Source organism: Rhizobium sp. BT03, assembly GCF_030053155.1.
Taxonomy (GTDB): domain Bacteria; phylum Pseudomonadota; class Alphaproteobacteria; order Rhizobiales; family Rhizobiaceae; genus Rhizobium.
In genome coordinates, this window is sequence record NZ_CP125640.1 from 1,873,387 (window position 1) to 1,890,641 (window position 17,255).

13 protein-coding genes are annotated in these 17,255 nt (G+C 62.8%); 6 read left to right on the forward strand and 7 right to left on the reverse strand.

Going from position 1 to position 17,255, the window contains the following annotated elements; translation table 11 throughout:
* Positions 1-46: 46 nt before the first annotated feature.
* Entirely contained in the window at positions 47-283 is a 237-nt protein-coding gene (locus tag QMO80_RS09255) for a hypothetical protein (RefSeq protein ID WP_283200151.1), read from the forward strand.
* On the opposite strand, the gene QMO80_RS09260 is transcribed toward QMO80_RS09255, so the two are convergent.
* The 4 genes from QMO80_RS09260 to QMO80_RS09275 all read right to left on the reverse strand — a co-directional run bounded on the left by QMO80_RS09260 (position 256) and on the right by QMO80_RS09275 (position 6,816).
* Positions 256-2,103: a methyl-accepting chemotaxis protein gene (locus tag QMO80_RS09260; protein ID WP_283199794.1), complete on the reverse strand. Its 1,848-nt coding sequence runs from the start codon at positions 2,101-2,103 to the stop codon at positions 256-258. The two genes, QMO80_RS09255 and QMO80_RS09260, sit on opposite strands and share 28 nt — an antisense overlap.
* Before the next feature lie 318 nt (positions 2,104-2,421).
* Positions 2,422-4,953 (reverse strand): HAMP domain-containing methyl-accepting chemotaxis protein, encoded by a 2,532-nt coding sequence (locus QMO80_RS09265; protein ID WP_283199795.1) that lies wholly within the window; start codon positions 4,951-4,953, stop codon positions 2,422-2,424.
* A 313-nt stretch (positions 4,954-5,266) separates the two neighbouring features.
* Entirely contained in the window at positions 5,267-5,410 is a 144-nt protein-coding gene (locus QMO80_RS09270) for a hypothetical protein (protein WP_283199796.1), read from the reverse strand.
* A gap of 185 nt (positions 5,411-5,595) precedes the next feature.
* Positions 5,596-6,816 (reverse strand): NAD(P)/FAD-dependent oxidoreductase, encoded by a 1,221-nt coding sequence (locus QMO80_RS09275; protein WP_283199797.1) that lies wholly within the window; start codon positions 6,814-6,816, stop codon positions 5,596-5,598.
* 88 nt (positions 6,817-6,904) lie between these two features.
* Between QMO80_RS09275 and QMO80_RS09280 the strand changes: the two genes are divergently transcribed.
* The 5 genes from QMO80_RS09280 (at position 6,905) to edd (ending at position 13,869) form a co-directional block, all read left to right on the forward strand.
* Positions 6,905-8,341: a glutamine synthetase family protein gene (locus QMO80_RS09280; RefSeq protein ID WP_283199798.1), complete on the forward strand. Its 1,437-nt coding sequence runs from the start codon at positions 6,905-6,907 to the stop codon at positions 8,339-8,341.
* Positions 8,342-8,350: 9 nt separating this feature from the next.
* The gene (locus QMO80_RS09285; protein ID WP_283199799.1) at positions 8,351-9,649 is read left to right on the forward strand and encodes an FAD-binding oxidoreductase; all 1,299 of its coding nucleotides are present in this window, start codon (positions 8,351-8,353) and stop codon (positions 9,647-9,649) included.
* A gap of 134 nt (positions 9,650-9,783) precedes the next feature.
* The gene (gene zwf / locus QMO80_RS09290) at positions 9,784-11,259 is read left to right on the forward strand and encodes a glucose-6-phosphate dehydrogenase (protein WP_283199800.1); all 1,476 of its coding nucleotides are present in this window, start codon (positions 9,784-9,786) and stop codon (positions 11,257-11,259) included.
* 10 nt (positions 11,260-11,269) lie between these two features.
* Positions 11,270-11,968 carry a 6-phosphogluconolactonase gene (pgl, locus tag QMO80_RS09295; protein ID WP_283199801.1) on the forward strand — a complete coding sequence of 233 codons (699 nt, stop codon included), beginning with the start codon at positions 11,270-11,272 and terminating at the stop codon, positions 11,966-11,968.
* A gap of 77 nt (positions 11,969-12,045) precedes the next feature.
* On the forward strand, positions 12,046-13,869 hold the full coding sequence (edd, locus tag QMO80_RS09300) for a phosphogluconate dehydratase (RefSeq protein ID WP_283199802.1): 1,824 nt from the start codon (positions 12,046-12,048) through the stop codon (positions 13,867-13,869).
* 79 nt (positions 13,870-13,948) lie between these two features.
* Here edd and QMO80_RS09305 read toward each other — a convergent pair whose 3' ends face one another.
* From QMO80_RS09305 to QMO80_RS09315, 3 genes are all read right to left on the reverse strand, one after another.
* Positions 13,949-14,302, reverse strand: a complete 354-nt coding sequence (locus QMO80_RS09305; RefSeq protein WP_003588490.1) for a hypothetical protein — start codon at positions 14,300-14,302, stop codon at positions 13,949-13,951.
* A gap of 176 nt (positions 14,303-14,478) precedes the next feature.
* Positions 14,479-15,567 (reverse strand): ABC transporter ATP-binding protein, encoded by a 1,089-nt coding sequence (locus tag QMO80_RS09310; RefSeq protein WP_283199803.1) that lies wholly within the window; start codon positions 15,565-15,567, stop codon positions 14,479-14,481.
* Positions 15,568-15,588: 21 nt separating this feature from the next.
* Positions 15,589-17,241 (reverse strand): alpha-glucosidase, encoded by a 1,653-nt coding sequence (locus tag QMO80_RS09315; RefSeq protein WP_283199804.1) that lies wholly within the window; start codon positions 17,239-17,241, stop codon positions 15,589-15,591.
* Positions 17,242-17,255: the final 14 nt, after the last annotated feature.

Genomic DNA, 17,255 nt, shown 5'->3' on the forward strand with positions numbered 1-17,255 from the left:
TTCGATGCCTAAATCAGGAGATGTCTTCTACAGAAAGGACATCGCCATGATCGACTTGATCACCATCGCAGGCACCCAGGGATATCGGCACACTTGTAAGCCGGGCAGAAGCAAGAGCGACGAGGATCGCTTCTATGCCGAGTTCGGAGACAACGGCCTCGTCAACTTCGCCGCCTGGCTGACCTCGCTTGATCTCAATCTCAGACTACGCCGCAAGGCTGCGGCGCAATCCGGCGGCAGCTGCGGCTGCGCACCTCAGGCGACCTTCCTCGTCGCGAGGTGAGCGGCCGCGGGCTCCGCGACAATGCGGAAGCGCTCGATCAGGGCCATCAGCGTATCGGCTTCGCCGGCAAGCAGGCGGCTTGCCTGCGTCGTCTCGGCCACCATCGAGGCGTTCTTCTGGGTCATCTGGTCCATGGCGTTCACCGAACCGTTGACCTCCTGAAGTGCTGCCGACTGATCGCGGCTTGCGGTGGCGATGGTCTCGACATGGCCGCTGATCGCGATGATCTCATGGCTGATCGCGGCAAGGACGCTGCCGGTCTTCTGCACCAGTTCGGAGCCCACCGTCACCTCGCGGCTGGATGTCTCGATCAGCGACTTGATTTCGCGCGCCGCATCGGCCGAACGCTGGGCGAGCTCGCGGACCTCCTGGGCGACGACGGCAAAACCCTTGCCCGCCTCGCCGGCGCGGGCCGCCTCGATGCCGGCGTTCAGCGCCAGGAGGTTGGTCTGGAAGGCGATATCGTCGATCACCTCGATGATCTGCTCGATCCGCTGCGAAGCCTCTTCGATGCGCTCCATGGCGGCGACGGCATCGCCGACGACGGCGCCGGAATTGTCGGCCGTCTTCTTGGTCGCGGCCACGACATTGTTGGCTTCGCGCGCGCGCTCGGCGGAAGAGCGAACCGTCACGGTGATCTCCTCCACCGCGGCGGCCGTCTCCTCGAGGCTTGCCGCCTGCGCCTCGGTGCGTTTCGACAGCTCGCCAGTGGAAACCGAGACGGCGCCGCTGTTGCGCTGGATGGTCGAGGCGCTGTCGCGGATGCCGGAGAGCGTATCCTGAAGCCGCAGCAGCGAAGCGTTGAAATCGACACGCAGCTGCTCCAGCCGGCCGACGAAGGGCGTGCCGATCGTTTCCGAGACATCGCCCTGCGACAGGCGTCCGAGGCCGGCGGCAAGCTGGTTGACGGCAAAATCGATCTGGCTGTCGAACGAGCGCTTGTCCGCATCGTTCCTGGCGCGTTCGGCGTCGCTCAAGGCGCGCTGTTCGGCCGCCTGGGTTTCCAGGTCCCGCCTGGCGCGGGCGCTGTCGCGGAACAGCGCCAAGGCCCGGCCGATATCGCCGAACTCGTTCTTCTTGGCCACGCAGGGGATCGCGCCTTCGAGATCGCCCGAAGAAATCGCGTGAACGCTCGCGGTCAGCGCCTGCAACGGCTTCACCGACAGGCGGATTGCATAGAAGGCGAGAACGCCGACGATGAGCATGACGACGGCGCCGACACCGAGCACCAGCATCTGCAGCTCATACATGCGCTGGTAATAGACCTCCATCGGAATGCCGATGAAGAGAATGCCGACATTGGCGTTCGATGCGTTCTTGATCGGGAAATAACCGGTCATGAACTTGCGGCCGAAAAGCTCGGCCTGGCCGTAATAGGCTTGCCCCTTGGCGAGAACCGGCTGGGCGGGGTGCTCCGCCACAAGCTTGGTGCCGACGGCGCGCTCGCCGTTTTCCTTCTTGACGTTGGTGGATATGCGGACGTAGTCGCCGCCCTGTTTCTGGAAGATGGTCGCGACGCCGGCGATCGACTGCGCAGTGCGGTCGACCAGCGAATGATCGGCAAGGGCGGGGATGGCGTCTTCCGTGACGGTTGCGAGCTGGTTGTCCTTCAGCTCGACCTTTGCCGCCGGATCGGCCGCGCCATAGAGCACGGCCATGGCGCGGGTGGCATCCCTGGCGTCGGCAACCGCGCCGTCCATGACATGGCGGCTCAGATTGTAATAGGTCACGCCGACAATGGCAGCGGTGCTGACCGTCAGCAGGCACAGCGTGATCGCAACGATCTGGCGGACGATCGACGTAGAGAAAAGGCGCAGCATCAAAACCCCCGGCAGACAAACCAAGGCTAAATTAGAGGAAAAGCGTTAAGGAAAATTTTCCGTAAATCAGCGCCGAAAGCTGCCCCTCACCCTAACCCTCTCCCCGTAAAACGGGGAGAGGGGACGTGCCTTGCGAGGGCTTGACGAGGAACGGAGAGGTGCGGCGACTCACCTTCTCCCCGCGCGCGGGGAGAAGGTGCCGGCAGGCGGATGAGGGGCAGGCGGCATACTCCTGAGCCGGATGTCCACGACCCGGACAGCAAAAGAAACGACCCCGAAAGTCCGGGGCCGTTCGAATAAGACATGGTCGATGGACAATCAGGCGGCGCGGTAGACCGGCGCGGAGGACGCTTCGCCGTCGATCTTGAACTGCTGGATCAGCCTGCGCAGGGAATCGGCCTCGTCGGCCAGTTCGCGGCTGGCGGCGGTCGTCTCCTCGACCATGGCGGCATTCTGCTGCGTCATCTGGTCCATCTGATTGACCGTCGCATTGACGCTCTGCAGCGCATTGGACTGGTCGTGGCTGGCGCGGGCGATCATCTCGACATGCTGGCTGATCGTGACGATCTGGGCGCTGATCTTGGCAAGCACCGTGCCGGTCTCCTGGACGAATTGCGAGCCGGAGCTGACCTCGTTGGTCGACTTGTTGATCAGGCCCTTGATTTCCTGCGCCGCGGCTGCGGAGCGCTGGGCCAGTTCGCGGACTTCCATCGCCACCACCGCGAAGCCCTTGCCGGCTTCGCCGGCGCGGGCCGCCTCGATGCCGGCGTTCAACGCCAGGAGGTTGGTCTGGAAGGCGATCTCGTCGATGACGCCGATGATCTGCTCGATCTGGCGCGAGGCCTCCTCGATGCGGCCCATCGCGTCGATCGCATTGCTGACGACGACGGCGGAATCGTCGGCGCTGCGCTTGGCCTGGCGGACGATCTGGTCGGCATCCTTGGCGCGTTCGGCCGAGGAGCGGACGGTGACGGTGATCTCATCGACGGCGGCCGCGGTCTCTTCGAGCGAGGCGGCCTGCTGTTCGGTGCGCTTGGAGAGATCCTCGGCCGACTGGGCCATCTGGTTGCCGTTGCCCTGGATCAGTTCGACATTGTCGCGGATCTGACTCATCGTCGCCTGCAGGCGCATCATCGAGCCGTTGAAATCCTGGCGCAGCTGTTCGAGGCGGCCGATGAAGGGCGTTTCGATCGTCGTCGAGATATCGCCCTGCGACATGCGTTCGAGGCCGGCAGCGAGTGCATTGACGGCGAATTCGATCTGGCGATCCATCTCGCGCTTGTCGGCGTCGTTGCGCTGGCGTTCATGTTCGGCAGCGGCGCGTTCCTCGTCGCTCTGCTCCTCGATGCGGATCTTGGAGATGGCGTTTTCCTTGAAGATGCCGAGCGCGCGGGCCATGTCGCCGATTTCATCGTAGCGCTGCTCGCCGGAAATATTGGTCTCCAGCGCCCCTTCGGCGATGCGGCGCATGGCGGCGGTGATCTGGCTGATCGGGCGCTGCAGCGTCAGCACCAGCGCAATGCCGCCGAGGATCGAGAGCAGGATGCCGAGACCGGTGGTCATGACCGAGATGCTGTTTGCCTGGGTGCGCTCGGTGCCGGCCGTCTGCTTCTGCAGCTCGGCGAAATCGGTGAGCTTCGTCCAGATCTGGTCGAGCTCCTGGCGGGCCGCGGCATAGGCCGTGACGCGTTCGCCGATCGTATCGACGATCTTCGAGCCGCCGCCGGAGATGGCGTCGAGGGCCGGCTGGATCGCGCCGGAAATGCCTTCGGCAAAGCCCATGCCCTTGGCGCTGGTGGTCAGCACCTGCATGTCCTTGCCGAGCGTGCCGGCCTGCTGCTGCAGGCGCACGAGGTTGTCCTTGCTCGAATTGGAGAGGAAGTCCGACAGCACGATCTGCAGCGCATAGACGGAATTTTCCAGGCGCCGCGTATCCTGAAGGACGGAGTTGGTCTGGCCGATACGGCCCTCGAGATCGGCGAAACGCTGTGTCGCCTCGCGCATCTTCTGCGTCGCGGTCAGCTGCGTATAGGTCGAGGTCTGGCGGAAGCGCGAAACGAGACGACCGAGTTCGGTAATGTTCTCATCGGTCGGAGCGGGCATCGCGGCGATCGCCTTGATGCTGTCGATGGTCGCTGCCAATGCGTCGATGACGTTCTTCTGGTTGGTCGGAACCGAAATGGCGATCAGCCGCTGCGATTTGACGATCGCAGGCATCTGTTCGTTGATGTAGGCGATCTTCTCCTGCGGCGTCTGCGGCTTGCTGTAGCCGCTGGCGACGGTGCCGAGGAAGTCGCCGCCCTTCAGCAGACGGTCGGCCGTGCGCAGCGTGATGGTGGCGGCGCCCTCGTCCTGCTGAAGCGCGGTCTGCAATTCCTCGGCCTGGTAGGAAACCGTGAAGCGGGTGCTGATCAGGCTCTTTTGCGCCGCGTCGATCTGCTGATGCAGCGCCTGCTCCTGTTCATGCAGCGCCCAGAGCTTGTCGACGACGCCCGAAATGTCCTTGGTGCGGCTCGAAGCTTCTGCAAGGCTATCGCGGCCGGCAGCCTCCTCACCCACCTGATTCAGAGTCGCGTCGAGCACGCCCTGCTGGGTCTTCAGGTCCGTCAGCAGCTTGTCGCGCGCCTGCTGGCTGGTGATGCGCAGGAAATCGTCCATCGAACCGTAGAGATCCTTGAACCCGCTCAGAGACTGCAGCACGCTGTTGGATATTTCCATGCGGCCCTGCAGCAGTCCGGAAGCGTAAAGGCCCGTCAGGCCCACCGCAGAAATGGTGACGACGAAAGGCAGAACGAAGATCAGGACCTTCGTCTTGATCCTGAAGCGGGAAAGAATCTTGTCAATCAACATGGCGTTCCGGGCCTTTCATACACCACTCCTCCCGCAGGCGGCCATCTGGCGCCAGCCGGGTACACATCGAGCTGTTCTTTAATTTACATTGGGGAACCCGGAAGCCAGGCGGCAGTCATTGCCAGTTCATGTCCAAACAACTTGGAGACGCCCAAATAATCGCGGGCAATTGTGTCAGATTAGATATTAATTTTCGGATAAGCGGTTGCGGCGGATTGAGCCAAGGCGGTGAAATAGTTGCAATTTTGTAAGCCGTTACGCCGCGGGGCGGCAGGCGCGTGCGCAAACATTCGTTGCAGGCCTGAAGACAGGCTCAGAGGAAGTGCGAGGCGAGCAGCGCGAGGCTGGCGGCGGAGGCGCCGGCTGCGAGCATCAGATAACGCAGGGCGACCATGCGGGCGTCGGGCTTTGCCTCGGCGATTGCAATGGCGCGGGCGCGTCGTGTGTTTCCGGTCATGCTCGAAACCTCACTTCTGTCTGATACAACAATCCAACAAAACGGCTTGCTGGTAAAGCTTATTTAGGAAGAGCTTCGCAGACCGCCAATTGAGACAGGATGGCGCACCTCTCTTAAGAAGTCTTGAATCGGTATTACTAATATATAGCGCAGCGGTCCCGGGCGACATGCAGAAAACATAAACCTCAGGCGCATTCGCCGGCGGCAAATCCGGAGGCCCAAGCCCATTGGAAATTATAGCCGCCGAGCCAGCCGGTGACGTCGACGCATTCGCCGATGAAATAAAGCCCGGGCACGGCCTTGGCCTCCATGCTGCGGGAATCGAGCGCTGCGGTATCGATGCCGCCGAGCGTCACTTCGGCGGTGCGGTAGCCTTCAGAGCCGGAGGGTTTGACCGTAAAGTTCTGCGCCGCCGCGGCGAGGCGCAGCAGCGCCTTGTCAGGCAGGTCGGCCATGTTGCCGGAGATCTTTTCGCGTTCGACGAGAAACTGGGCCAGCCGCTTCGGCAGGAGGTCACTGAGCGCCGTCTGCGGCGACTGGCGGCCATTCACCTGCTTTGCCGCCTTCAGATGTGCTCCAATGTCGATATCCGGTTCGATCGCCAGGACGATCTCGTCGCCCTCGCGCCAATAGGAGGAGATCTGCAGGATGGCGGGTCCGCTGAGGCCGCGATGGGTAAACAGCAGCGCTTCGCGGAAGGCGGTCCTGCCATGGCGGATTTCGGCCGGGGCGGAAATGCCGGCGAGCGGAGCGATGGCTTCGAGCAGGCCGGGATCGAGGGTCAGCGGCACGAGGCCGGGGCGGGTTTCGAGCACGGGCAGACCGAACTGCTCGGCGAGGCGATAGGCAAAGCCGGTGGCGCCCATCTTCGGGATCGACTTGCCGCCGGTGGCGACGATCAACGACGACGCTTCAAAACGATCCTCACCGGTCGAGACGCGAAAACCCGCCTCCACTCTTTCGACGGCCGATATCCCGGTGCCGAGATGCAGCTGCGCGCCGGCGCTGCGCATCTCATCGAGCAGCATGCGGATGATGTCCTTGGCGCTATCGTCGCAGAAAAGCTGGCCGAGCGTCTTCTCGTGCCAGGCGATGCCGTGACCGTCGACCATGGCGATGAAATCGGCGGGCGTGAAACGTGCAAGCGCCGACTTGCAGAAATGCGGGTTGGCGGAGAGGAAATTCTTCGGCCCGGCATGGATATTGGTGAAATTGCAACGGCCGCCGCCTGATATGCGGATCTTCTCGCCAGGCGCCTTGGCATGGTCAAGGATGACGACCGAGCGGCCGCGTTTTCCGGCACGGATGGCCGCCATCATGCCCGCCGCTCCGGCGCCGATGACGATAACGTCGCTTTTGCGTTGCAAACCCGTTTCCCCGATCAAACCCGCGTCTTCTTTTTCCATCAAAGGGCGAAAGTCAACGTTCTCAACCCCTCGCCAATTGGCAAAGTCTGGTTATGATGGCGCCACGATCAACGCAAACCGGTGTGTCATGTCCCCAAAAAAGACGACGCTGAAGCCTGCCAGAAACGTACCCGCCTCGAAAAAAACTCCCCCGGAGCCCGGATCCCTGCGCGGCGTTGCGAACTGGAAGGAAGCAGCGCGGTGGCTGAGGGACAGGGGCATCGAAGACATCGAATGCATCACGCCGGACCTTGCCGGCGTTCCGCGCGGCAAGATGATGCCGAGCTCGAAATTCACCTCGAACACCTCGCTGGCGCTGCCGTCGGCGATCTACCGGCACACGATTTCGGGCGAATATCCCGAGGAGACCGAGAGCTTCCGCTACGAGCCGCGCGACAGCGACCTGAAGCTGATGCCCGATCTTTCGACGCTGTCGGTCGTGCCCTGGGAGACCGATCCGACGGCGCAGGTGATCTGCGACATCGTCGATTCGGACGGCGGCGAAGTGCCCTATACGCCGCGCAACGTGCTGAAGCGGATCATGAGCCTCTATCACGATCGCGGCTGGAAGCCGATCGTGGCGCCGGAGATCGAGTTCTACCTGGTCGCCAAGAATGACGACCCCGACTATCCGCTGCATCCGCCCAAGGGCCGGTCCGGCCGCTCGATCCTCGGCGGCCAGGGCTATTCGATTGCCGGGATCAACGAGTTCGACGAGTTGATCGACGACATCTATCATTTCTCCGAGAAGCAGGGCCTCGAGATCGATACGCTGATCCATGAAGAGGGACCGGCGCAGCTCGAGATCAACCTGCGCCACGGCAATCCGATCGAGCTTGCCGACCAGGTGTTCCTGTTCAAGCGGACGATCCGCGAGGCGGCGCTGAAACACGATATTTATGCGACCTTCATGGCCAAGCCGATGCAGGCCCAGCCGGGTTCGGCGATGCATATCCATCAGTCGGTGGTCAATATCGAAACGGGCAAGAACGTCTTCTCCAATCCGGACGGATCGGCCTCGAAGGAGTTCTTCCATTTCATCGGCGGCATGCAGAAATTCGTGCCGAGCGCCATGGCGATGCTGGCGCCCTATGTCAATTCCTACCGGCGCCTGCAGCCGGACATGTCCTGCCCTGTTAACAATGCCTGGGGTTACGACAACCGCACGACCGCCTTCCGCGTTCCGGTGTCCGATCCGCAGGCGCGTCGCGTCGAAAACCGGCTGCCGAGCTCGGACGCCAATCCTTATCTGGCGCTTGCCGCCTCGCTCGCCGCCGGCCTGCTCGGCATCATGAAAGAGATCGAGCCGACGGCGCCGACCGAGGATTCGGCCAATGAAGGCTCGATCGACCTGCCGCGCGGTTTGCTGGAAGCCGTGGCGCTGCTCGAGGACGAGCCGGCCTTCGAGGAGATGTTCGGCACGCAGTTCATCGGCCTTTATGCCGGCGTCAAACGCGGCGAGTTCGAGACCTTCATGCAGGTGATCAGCCCCTGGGAGCGGGAATTCCTTCTGCTCAACGTGTGAGGGACCGCCATGGCATCGCAGGAGACGTGGCAGAGCCCGATCTCGCCGGGCCTATCCTGGTATCAAGCAACAGTCGGGGAGCGGCCCACCTATGCCGCTCTCGACGGCTCAAGGACATGCGACGTCGCCATCATCGGCGGCGGCTATACCGGCCTGCAGGCCGCCTATCATCTGGCCAAATCAGGCGTCTCGGTGGTGCTGATCGAGGCCTGCCGCTTCGGCGACGGGGCGTCCGGGCGCAATGGCGGCCAGCTCGGCACCGGCCAGCGATGGTGGCCGGAAGAGCTCGAGCAGAAAATCGGCTACGAACGCTCGAAGGCGCTGTTCGATCTCGCCGAAGCGGCCAAGCGCCATCTCATCGATTTTGCCGGCGAGCACCAGATCGAGATCGATTATGTGCCCGGCCAGCTCAATGTCGCGCACAAGGCGAGCTACGAACGCGACTTTCGTGAGAATGCCGAGATCGCCGCGCTGCGCTACGACTATCCGCACATCAGCTTCATGGACGAGAAGGAAACGCAGGAGCGGCTCGGCTCGAAGCGCTTTTATTGCGGCGTGCGCGATGTCGGCACCGGCCATATCCATCCGCTGAAGCTGCTGATCGGCTTGGCGCGGGTTGCGGCCAATGCCGGTGCTGCGATCTTCGAGATGACAAAGGCAACGGCGATCCGTCAGGGCGGCGGCAAGGTGACGATCGAAACGGACAGGGGAACGATCACCGCCGAGCGCGCGCTGATCGCCTGCGACGGCCATATCGACGGCCTCGAACCGGTGACGGCAAGCCATGTCATGCCGATCCGCTCCTTCATCGGCGCCACGGTCCCGCTCGACCGGCATCCGCAAGTGCTGCCGGGCGGCGAGGCCGTCGCCGATTCGCGCTTCGTCGTGCGCTACTTCCGCAAATTCGGCGACGGCCGGCTGCTGTTCGGCGGGCGCGAGGCCTATACGGCCGACAATCCGCGAGACATTTCGCAGCATATCCGCCGGCAGATCGCCGAGATCTATCCAGCCCTCAAGGATATCGAGATCACCCATGCCTGGGGCGGCAGCGTCGGCATCACCATGCCGCGCCAGCCCTTCGTGCGCGAGGTCATGCCCGGCGTCATCTCGATCGGCGGTTATTCCGGCCATGGCGTCATGCTGTCAAACTACTGTGGCAAGCTCTATGCGGAAACGGTGCTTGGAAAATCCGGCGATCTCGACCTGTTCGAATCGCTCGATATTCCGGCCTTTCCCGGCGGTGCCAGCATGCGGGCGCCGCTGCTTTTTCTCGCCTTGTCGTGGTTTGCGCTTCGCGACAAGTTTTAGTCCGATTGCGGATTTCCTCTTCCGGAAATTCGCACTAAAACCGGTGCCTGACAAATTCATTGCACTGCACACTGGCTTTTTTAAATCGATTAGATTAAAAGGGCCGCCAACCAGCATGATTGAGAGACAAGCTCATGAGCAGCCAGATCATTCCCGTTGAGCCTTTTGATTACGTCGTCTTCGGCGGCAGCGGCGACCTTGCCGAACGCAAGCTTCTGCCCGCGCTCTACCATCGCCAGATCGAGGGCCAGTTCTCCGAACCGACTCGGGTGATCGGCGCTTCGCGCAGCCCGCTTTCCCATGAAGAATACCGCAAATTCGCCAAGGACGCGTTGAAGGAGCACCTGAAGAAGGGCGAGTATGACGAAGCCGAGGTGGAGAAGTTCTGCGCCCGTCTCTATTACGTCTCAGTCGACGCCCGCACGGACACCGGCTGGGATGAGCTGAAGAAGCTGCTCGACGAAGGAAAGGAGCGCGTGCGCGCCTTCTACCTCGCCGTCGCGCCCGGCATCTTCGGCGATATCTCGCAGAAGATCCACGACCACAAACTGATCACCAAGTCGACCCGCATCGTCGTCGAGAAGCCGATCGGCCGCGACCTCGCCTCGGCGCTGCAGCTCAACGACACGATCGGCCGCGCCTTCAAGGAAGAGCAGATCTTCCGCATCGACCACTATCTCGGCAAGGAGACGGTGCAGAACCTGATGGCGCTGCGCTTCGCCAATGCGCTCTACGAGCCGCTATGGAACGCCAACTATATCGATCACGTGCAGATCACCGTGGCTGAAGCCGTCGGCCTCGAGGGCCGTGCCGGCTATTACGATACGGCCGGTGCGCTGCGCGACATGGTGCAGAACCACATCCTGCAGCTGCTCTGCCTGACTGCGATGGAAGTGCCCTCGTCGATGGATTCGGAAGCCGTTCGCGACGAGAAGCTGAAGGTGCTGCGGGCGCTGAAGCCGCTCAACGCCTCCAATGTCGAGCAGGCGACGGTCCGCGGCCAGTATCGCGCCGGCGCCTCGGGCAGCGGCCCGGTCAAGGGCTATCTCGAAGAGCTCGAAGGCGGCGTCTCGAACACCGAGACCTTCGTCGCCATCAAGGCAGAGATCAACAACTGGCGCTGGGCCGGCGTTCCCTTCTATATCAGAACCGGCAAGCGCCTGACCGGACGCATGTCCGAGATCGTCATCACCTTCAAGCCGATCCCGCATGCGATCTTCGACCAGGCGGCCGGACGCATCGTCGCCAACCAGCTGATCATCCGGCTGCAGCCGGACGAGGGCGTCAAGCAGTCGCTGATGATCAAGGATCCGGGCCCGGGCGGCATGCGCCTGCGCAACGTCTCGCTCGACATGAGCTTCGCCCAGGCCTTCAACGTCCGCAATCCCGACGCCTACGAGCGTCTGCTGATGGACGTGATCCGCTCCAACCAGACATTGTTCATGCGCCGCGACGAAGTCGAGGCCGCTTGGAGATGGGTTGATCCGATCCTCAAGGGTTGGGAAACCACCGGCCAGCAGGTGCAGGGCTATACGGCCGGCACCTGGGGGCCGAGCCAGGCCATCGCGCTGATCGAGCGTGACGGCCGCACCTGGCATGACGATATCTAGGACGGAACCGATGGCATCAACCCTGCATTCCTTCGCCAGCCCCGCAGATCTCGCCGGCAGCCTCGCCGACAAGGTCGCCGACAGGCTTTCGGCGGCGATCTCAGCCCGCGGAACGGCATCCATCGCCGTTTCCGGCGGCTCGACGCCGAAGGCCTTCTTCCAGGCGCTGTCGACGCGCGCCATCGCCTGGGACAAGGTGACGATCACGCTTGTCGACGAACGCTTCGTGCCGGCCGACAACGCGCGCTCGAACCATATGCTGGTCGATGCCAATCTCTTGCAGAACAAGGCAAAGGCGGCGCGTTTCGTGCCGCTTTACCAGCCGGCTGCCTCCGTCGAGGAGGCCGCGCGGCTTGCGACTGAAAAGAGCGCCGAGATCGGCATTCCCTTCGACGTCGTCATCCTCGGCATGGGCGGCGACGGCCACACCGCCTCGTTCTTTCCCGGCGGCAGCAATCTTGCCGCGGCGCTGGACGCATCGACGCCGCGCGGCATCATTACCATGGAAGCGGAAGGGGCCGGCGAGCCGCGCCTGACCTTCACTTTCTCCAGTCTTCAGGATGCCGCACTCCTGGTTCTCCATATCGAGGGCGAAGGCAAAAAAGACGTTCTCGCCAAGGCGGAAGGCAGCGGTGACGAGGCAGACATGCCGATCCGCGCCATTCTGCGCCGGGCCACTTCCCCGGTCGAGATCTACTGGGCTCCCTGATCGGCCGTCAATCCGGATCGACTATCAGGCCAGAGCCGCCGAAACAGACAAGACAACGAACAAGGCAGGGATCTTCCATGTCCGCTCACGCACGCATATCTGCGATCACCGACCGCATTGTCGAACGCTCGAAACCAACCCGCGAGCGTTATCTGGAGCGCCTGCGCGCCGCCGCTTCCAAGGGCGTCCAGCGCTCGGTGCTCGGCTGCGCCAACCTTGCCCACGGCTTCGCGGTCTGTTCCCCCGCCGATAAGGATGCGCTCGCCGGCGACCGCATTCCCAATCTCGGCATCATCACCGCCTATAACGACATGCTCTCGGCTCACCAGCCGTTCGAGACCTATCCCGGTATCATCCGCGAGGCCGCCGCCGAGGCCGGCGGCGTGGCGCAGGTGGCGGGCGGCGTGCCGGCGATGTGCGACGGCGTCACCCAGGGCCAGCCGGGCATGGAGCTTTCGCTGTTCTCGCGCGACCTGATCGCCATGTCGGCAGGCGTCGGCCTGTCGCACAACATGTTCGATGCCGCCCTCTTTCTCGGCGTCTGCGACAAGATCGTGCCGGGCCTCGTCATCGCGGCATTGTCCTTCGGGCATCTGCCGTCGATCTTCGTTCCCGCCGGGCCGATGACGACCGGCCTGCCGAACGACGAGAAATCGCGCGTGCGCCAGCTCTTCGCCGAGGGCAAGGTCGGCCGCGCCGAGCTCTTGGAGGCGGAATCGAAATCCTATCACGGCCCCGGCACCTGCACCTTCTACGGCACCGCCAATTCCAACCAGATGCTGATGGAGATCATGGGCTTCCATATGCCCGGCTCCTCCTTCATCAATCCCGGCACGCCGCTGCGCGAAGCGCTGACTCGCGAAGCCGCCAAGCGGGCGCTGGCGATCACCGCGCTCGGCAATGAATTCACGCCGGCCGGCGAGATGATCGACGAGCGCTCGGTCGTCAACGGCGTCGTCGGCCTGCATGCGACCGGCGGCTCGACCAATCACACGCTGCACCTCGTCGCCATGGCGCGCGCGGCCGGCATCCAGCTTACCTGGCAGGACATTGCCGAACTTTCGGAAGTGGTGCCGCTGCTGGCCCGCGTCTATCCGAACGGGCTTGCCGACGTGAACCATTTCCAGGCGGCCGGCGGCATGGGCTTCCTGATCAAGGAACTGCTGAAGCACGGCCTGGTGCATGACGACGTGCGCACGGTCTTCGGCCAGGGCCTCCAAGCCTATACGGTCGATGCCCGGCTCGGCGAAAACCGCGGCGTGTTGCGCGAGCCGTCGCCGGAAAAGAGCCATGATCCGAAGGTGCTCTCCAGCATCGAGACGCCGTTCCAGGCGAATGGCGGGCTGAAGATGCTGCGCGGCAATCTCGGCAAGGCGGTGATCAAGATTTCGGCCGTCAAGCCGGAGCGTCACGTCATCGAGGCGCCGGCGATCATCTTCCACAGCCAGCAGGAGCTGCAGGACGCCTTCAAGGAAGGCAAGCTCAACCGCGATTTCATCGCCGTCGTGCGCTTCCAGGGGCCAAAGGCGAACGGCATGCCGGAGCTGCACAAGCTGACGCCGCCGCTCGGCGTGCTGCAGGATCGCGGTTTCCGCGTGGCGCTCCTGACCGACGGGCGCATGTCGGGGGCCTCAGGCAAGGTGCCGGCGGCAATCCACGTCACGCCCGAGGCGGTCGACGGCGGGCCGATCGCCCGCATCCGCGACGGCGACATCATTCGCCTGGACGCGATCAAGGGCACGCTCGAACTGCTCGTCGATGCGGCCGATCTGGCCGAGCGCGAGCCGGTGACCGTCGATCTCTCCGACAATGAATTCGGCATGGGCCGCGAGCTTTTCGCACCGTTCCGCCGCGCCGTCGGCGCTTCGGATCAGGGTGCGAGCGTGCTCTTCCACCACTGAGCGTGGTCGCTGCAGACAAAACAAAAACCCGCGGGCGCGCGAAGCACCCGCGGGTTTTTGTTATCCAGTCTTAAGTCCGTCAGGCGCGGATATCGAGCACGTAGTCGCGATGTGCCGGATGGGTGCTGTAAACGAAGATCTTGTTCAGTTCCTTCTGCGTCAGCAGGCGCAGGAACCGGACTTCGATCGTATTGTTGGCGTTGACCTTCATCAGTATGCAGCCGACCTTGGTGATGCGGGCATCCGGAATATCCAGATAGAACTGCTTCGGCAGATTGAACTGGGTGAGGATCGCGAGCGTCGCGCTGCTCATCGAGATCCGGACGATATCGCAGCGGCGCGAAGCCGCGTGCATGACGCCCTTTTCCGTATATTCGATGCGCGCGGCGTTCATCGTGTCCTCCATCTTGAACCGCTGCTCGCGGTCATACATGAAGGATTCTTCCTTGCTCAGGAAATGAGATTTTGGCTGTGACGGATTGGAAGCGGCCACTTGCTTATCCCCCTCATAAATTGACTGGGAAAAGGTAGCAGCCGATCTTTAACAGAAAGTGAGAATCCGATCCGCCAAGTATAATTCTCGGGATTATTACCCCAAAAATGGCCGCCTCATTTCCGGTAGCTATGGCCGGTCGCGTCAAACAGATGCAACTTCTGCCTGTCGGCGGCAAAACGCATCTTCTGGCCCTTCTTCACATCGTAGATGCCGGGCAGCTTGACGACGATCGGCTCGCCCGGAACCAGGCCTTCGATATAAAGCAGCGTGACTTCGCCGAGCGCTTCGACGATCGACACCTCGCCCTCGAAAAGATAATCGGCGCCGTCGGCAATCCTCAGATCCTCAGGACGAACGCCGAAGCTTGCCGGCTTGCCGGCTTCGGAAGCGCCGGTCGCCACATCGAGGGTCACCGACATGCCGCCGGTCAGCGTCACCGTCGTCTGATTTCCGGTTCCGGCGACCGTCGCCGGGATGATGTTCATGGCCGGCGAGCCGATGAATTTGGCGACGAAGAGGTTGGCCGGGCGCTCATAGAGCTCCAGTGGCGCGCCGACCTGCTCGATATTGCCGGCGGAGAGAACGACGATGCGGTCGGCGAGCGTCATCGCCTCGACCTGGTCGTGGGTCACGTAGATCATCGTCGTATCGGCCATCTGTTCGTTCAGCCGGGCGATCTCGATGCGGGTGGCGACACGCAGCGCGGCATCGAGGTTGGAGAGCGGCTCGTCGAACAGGAAGACCTTCGGATCGCGGCAGATGGCGCGGCCGATCGCCACGCGCTGGCGCTGGCCGCCGGAAAGCGCCTTCGGCAGGCGGTCGAGATATTTGGTCAGCTGCAGGCTCTCGGCCGCCGCCCGGACGCGGCGTTCGATCTCCTGCTTGCTTTCGCCGGCGATCTTCATGCCGAAAGCCATATTGTCGAAGACGGTCATGTGCGGGTAGAGCGCATAGGACTGGAAGACCATGGCGATACCTCGCTTGGAAGGCGGCACGTCATTGACGAGATGGCCGTCGATATACATCTCGCCGCCGGTGATCGCCTCCAGACCGGCGATCATGCGCAGAAGCGTGGATTTGCCGCAGCCGGACGGACCGACGAAGACGATGAATTCGCCCTGCTTGATATCGAGGTCGATGCCGTGGAGAACGTCCACGGAACCGTAGGATTTGCGGATATCCTTCAGCGTCAGTCCAGTCATGTCTCTCTCCCCTGCTGATCTTTACGCGAGACGGGCGAAATACGCCCCCCAGGCCGGAATATCGATCTTGTCGCCATAGTTGTTGCTGATAAAGCCATGCCCCGTCAACGCCTGCCATTCTCCCGCGGGCAAAGTGACGCCGGTTTCGGCCGGGCTCATGTTGAAGATGCAGAGCAGCTGCTCATTGCCGTATTCACGGGTGAAGACCAGGGCGTCGCCCTGCGGCTCCTCGAATTCGATCTCACCCTTGGCAAAGGCCGGGTGCAATTTGCGGAAGGCGATGAAGCGGCGATAGTGCTCGAGCACCGAGGCCTCGTCGCCCTGCTGGACGTTGACGGCGCGCAGAATATGCTCGACCGGCACCGGCAGCCAGGGCTTGACTGTGGAAAAGCCGCCTTGGGCGACGTGACTGTCCCAGACCATCGGCGTGCGGCAGCCGTCACGGCCCTTGAATTCCGGCCAGAACTGGATGCCGTAGGGATCCTGCAGATCCTGATAGGCGAGATCGGCCTCGGTCAGCGCCAGTTCCTCCCCCTGATAGAGGCAGACGGAGCCGCGCAGGCTCAGCAGCAGCGAGGCGTAGAGCTTGGCGAAGGCGTCGTGATCGGCGACCAGCCCGCCCCAGCGACTGACATGGCGCACGACGTCGTGATTGGAGAAAGCCCAGCAGGCCCAGCCGTCGGGTGCGGCGGCTTCGAAATCCTGCATCACCTCTTCGACGCGCTCGGCCGTCAGCGGATCGGGCGCCAGGAACTCGAAGGCGTAGCACATGTGCATCTTGTCGTTGCCGGAGGTATATTCGCCGACGATTTCAAGGCCGCGCTGGCTGTCGCCGACTTCGCCGACGGCGGCGATTGCCGGGAATTCTTCGAGAACGGCGCGAAAGCGCTTCAGGAAGGCAAGGTTCTCCGGCCGGTTCTTGTCGTAGATATGCTCCTGGAAATTATAGGGATTGACCGCCGGCGCCGTCGAGGCGTTGCGGCGCTCGGGGGCGAGCGCCGGATTGTCGCGCAACAGCGGGTCGTGGAAATAGAAGTTGATGGTATCGAGGCGGAAGCCGTCGACGCCACGATTGAGCCAGAAGCGCACGACATCGAGCAGACGGTCCTGCACCTCAGGATTATGCAGGTTCATATCCGGCTGCGAGGTCAGGAAGTTGTGCAGGTAATATTGCATGCGCGTCGGATCCCACGCCCATGCCGAGCCGCCGAAGATCGATAGCCAGTTGTTCGGCGGCGTACCATCCGGCTTGGCGTCGGCCCAGACATACCAGTCGGCCTTGGCGTTGGTTTTGCTGGAGCGGCTCTGCACGAACCAGGGGTGCTGATCGGAGCTGTGCGAGATGACGAGGTCGATCATCACCCGGATGCCGAGGCGGTGAGCCTCCGCGATCATCGTGTCGAAATCGACCAGCGTGCCGAAGATCGAATCGACATTCTCGTAGTCGGACACGTCATAACCGAAATCGCGCATCGGCGAGGTGAAGAAGGGCGAGATCCAGATCGCATCGACGCCGAGGCTTGCCACGTGCGGCAGGCGGGCGGTGATGCCCTTGAGGTCGCCGATGCCGTCACCGTTCGAATCCTGGTAGGAGCGCGGGTAGATCTGATAGATCACCGCGCCGCGCCACCAGTCCTTGTCGGGGGTCGAGATCGATTGGGGAGCCACGTTCATGGGATATCCTGTCT

What these genes read in the sequence shown, in the direction of transcription:
- QMO80_RS09310 (WP_283199803.1), bottom strand. Translation starts at nt 15,567, where the DNA reads ATGACTGGACTGACGCTGAAGGATATCCGCAAATCCTACGGTTCCGTG.
- QMO80_RS09275 (WP_283199797.1), bottom strand. Translation starts at nt 6,816, where the DNA reads ATGGAAAAAGAAGACGCGGGTTTGATCGGGGAAACGGGTTTGCAACGC.
- QMO80_RS09260 (WP_283199794.1), bottom strand. Translation starts at nt 2,103, where the DNA reads ATGCTGCGCCTTTTCTCTACGTCGATCGTCCGCCAGATCGTTGCGATC.
- QMO80_RS09280 (WP_283199798.1), top strand. Translation starts at nt 6,905, where the DNA reads ATGTCCCCAAAAAAGACGACGCTGAAGCCTGCCAGAAACGTACCCGCC.
- QMO80_RS09270 (WP_283199796.1), bottom strand. Translation starts at nt 5,410, where the DNA reads ATGACCGGAAACACACGACGCGCCCGCGCCATTGCAATCGCCGAGGCA.
- zwf (WP_283199800.1), top strand. Translation starts at nt 9,784, where the DNA reads ATGAGCAGCCAGATCATTCCCGTTGAGCCTTTTGATTACGTCGTCTTC.
- QMO80_RS09315 (WP_283199804.1), bottom strand. Translation starts at nt 17,241, where the DNA reads ATGAACGTGGCTCCCCAATCGATCTCGACCCCCGACAAGGACTGGTGG.
- edd (WP_283199802.1), top strand. Translation starts at nt 12,046, where the DNA reads ATGTCCGCTCACGCACGCATATCTGCGATCACCGACCGCATTGTCGAA.
- pgl (WP_283199801.1), top strand. Translation starts at nt 11,270, where the DNA reads ATGGCATCAACCCTGCATTCCTTCGCCAGCCCCGCAGATCTCGCCGGC.
- QMO80_RS09305 (WP_003588490.1), bottom strand. Translation starts at nt 14,302, where the DNA reads ATGTATGACCGCGAGCAGCGGTTCAAGATGGAGGACACGATGAACGCC.
- QMO80_RS09285 (WP_283199799.1), top strand. Translation starts at nt 8,351, where the DNA reads ATGGCATCGCAGGAGACGTGGCAGAGCCCGATCTCGCCGGGCCTATCC.
- QMO80_RS09265 (WP_283199795.1), bottom strand. Translation starts at nt 4,953, where the DNA reads ATGTTGATTGACAAGATTCTTTCCCGCTTCAGGATCAAGACGAAGGTC.
- QMO80_RS09255 (WP_283200151.1), top strand. Translation starts at nt 47, where the DNA reads ATGATCGACTTGATCACCATCGCAGGCACCCAGGGATATCGGCACACT.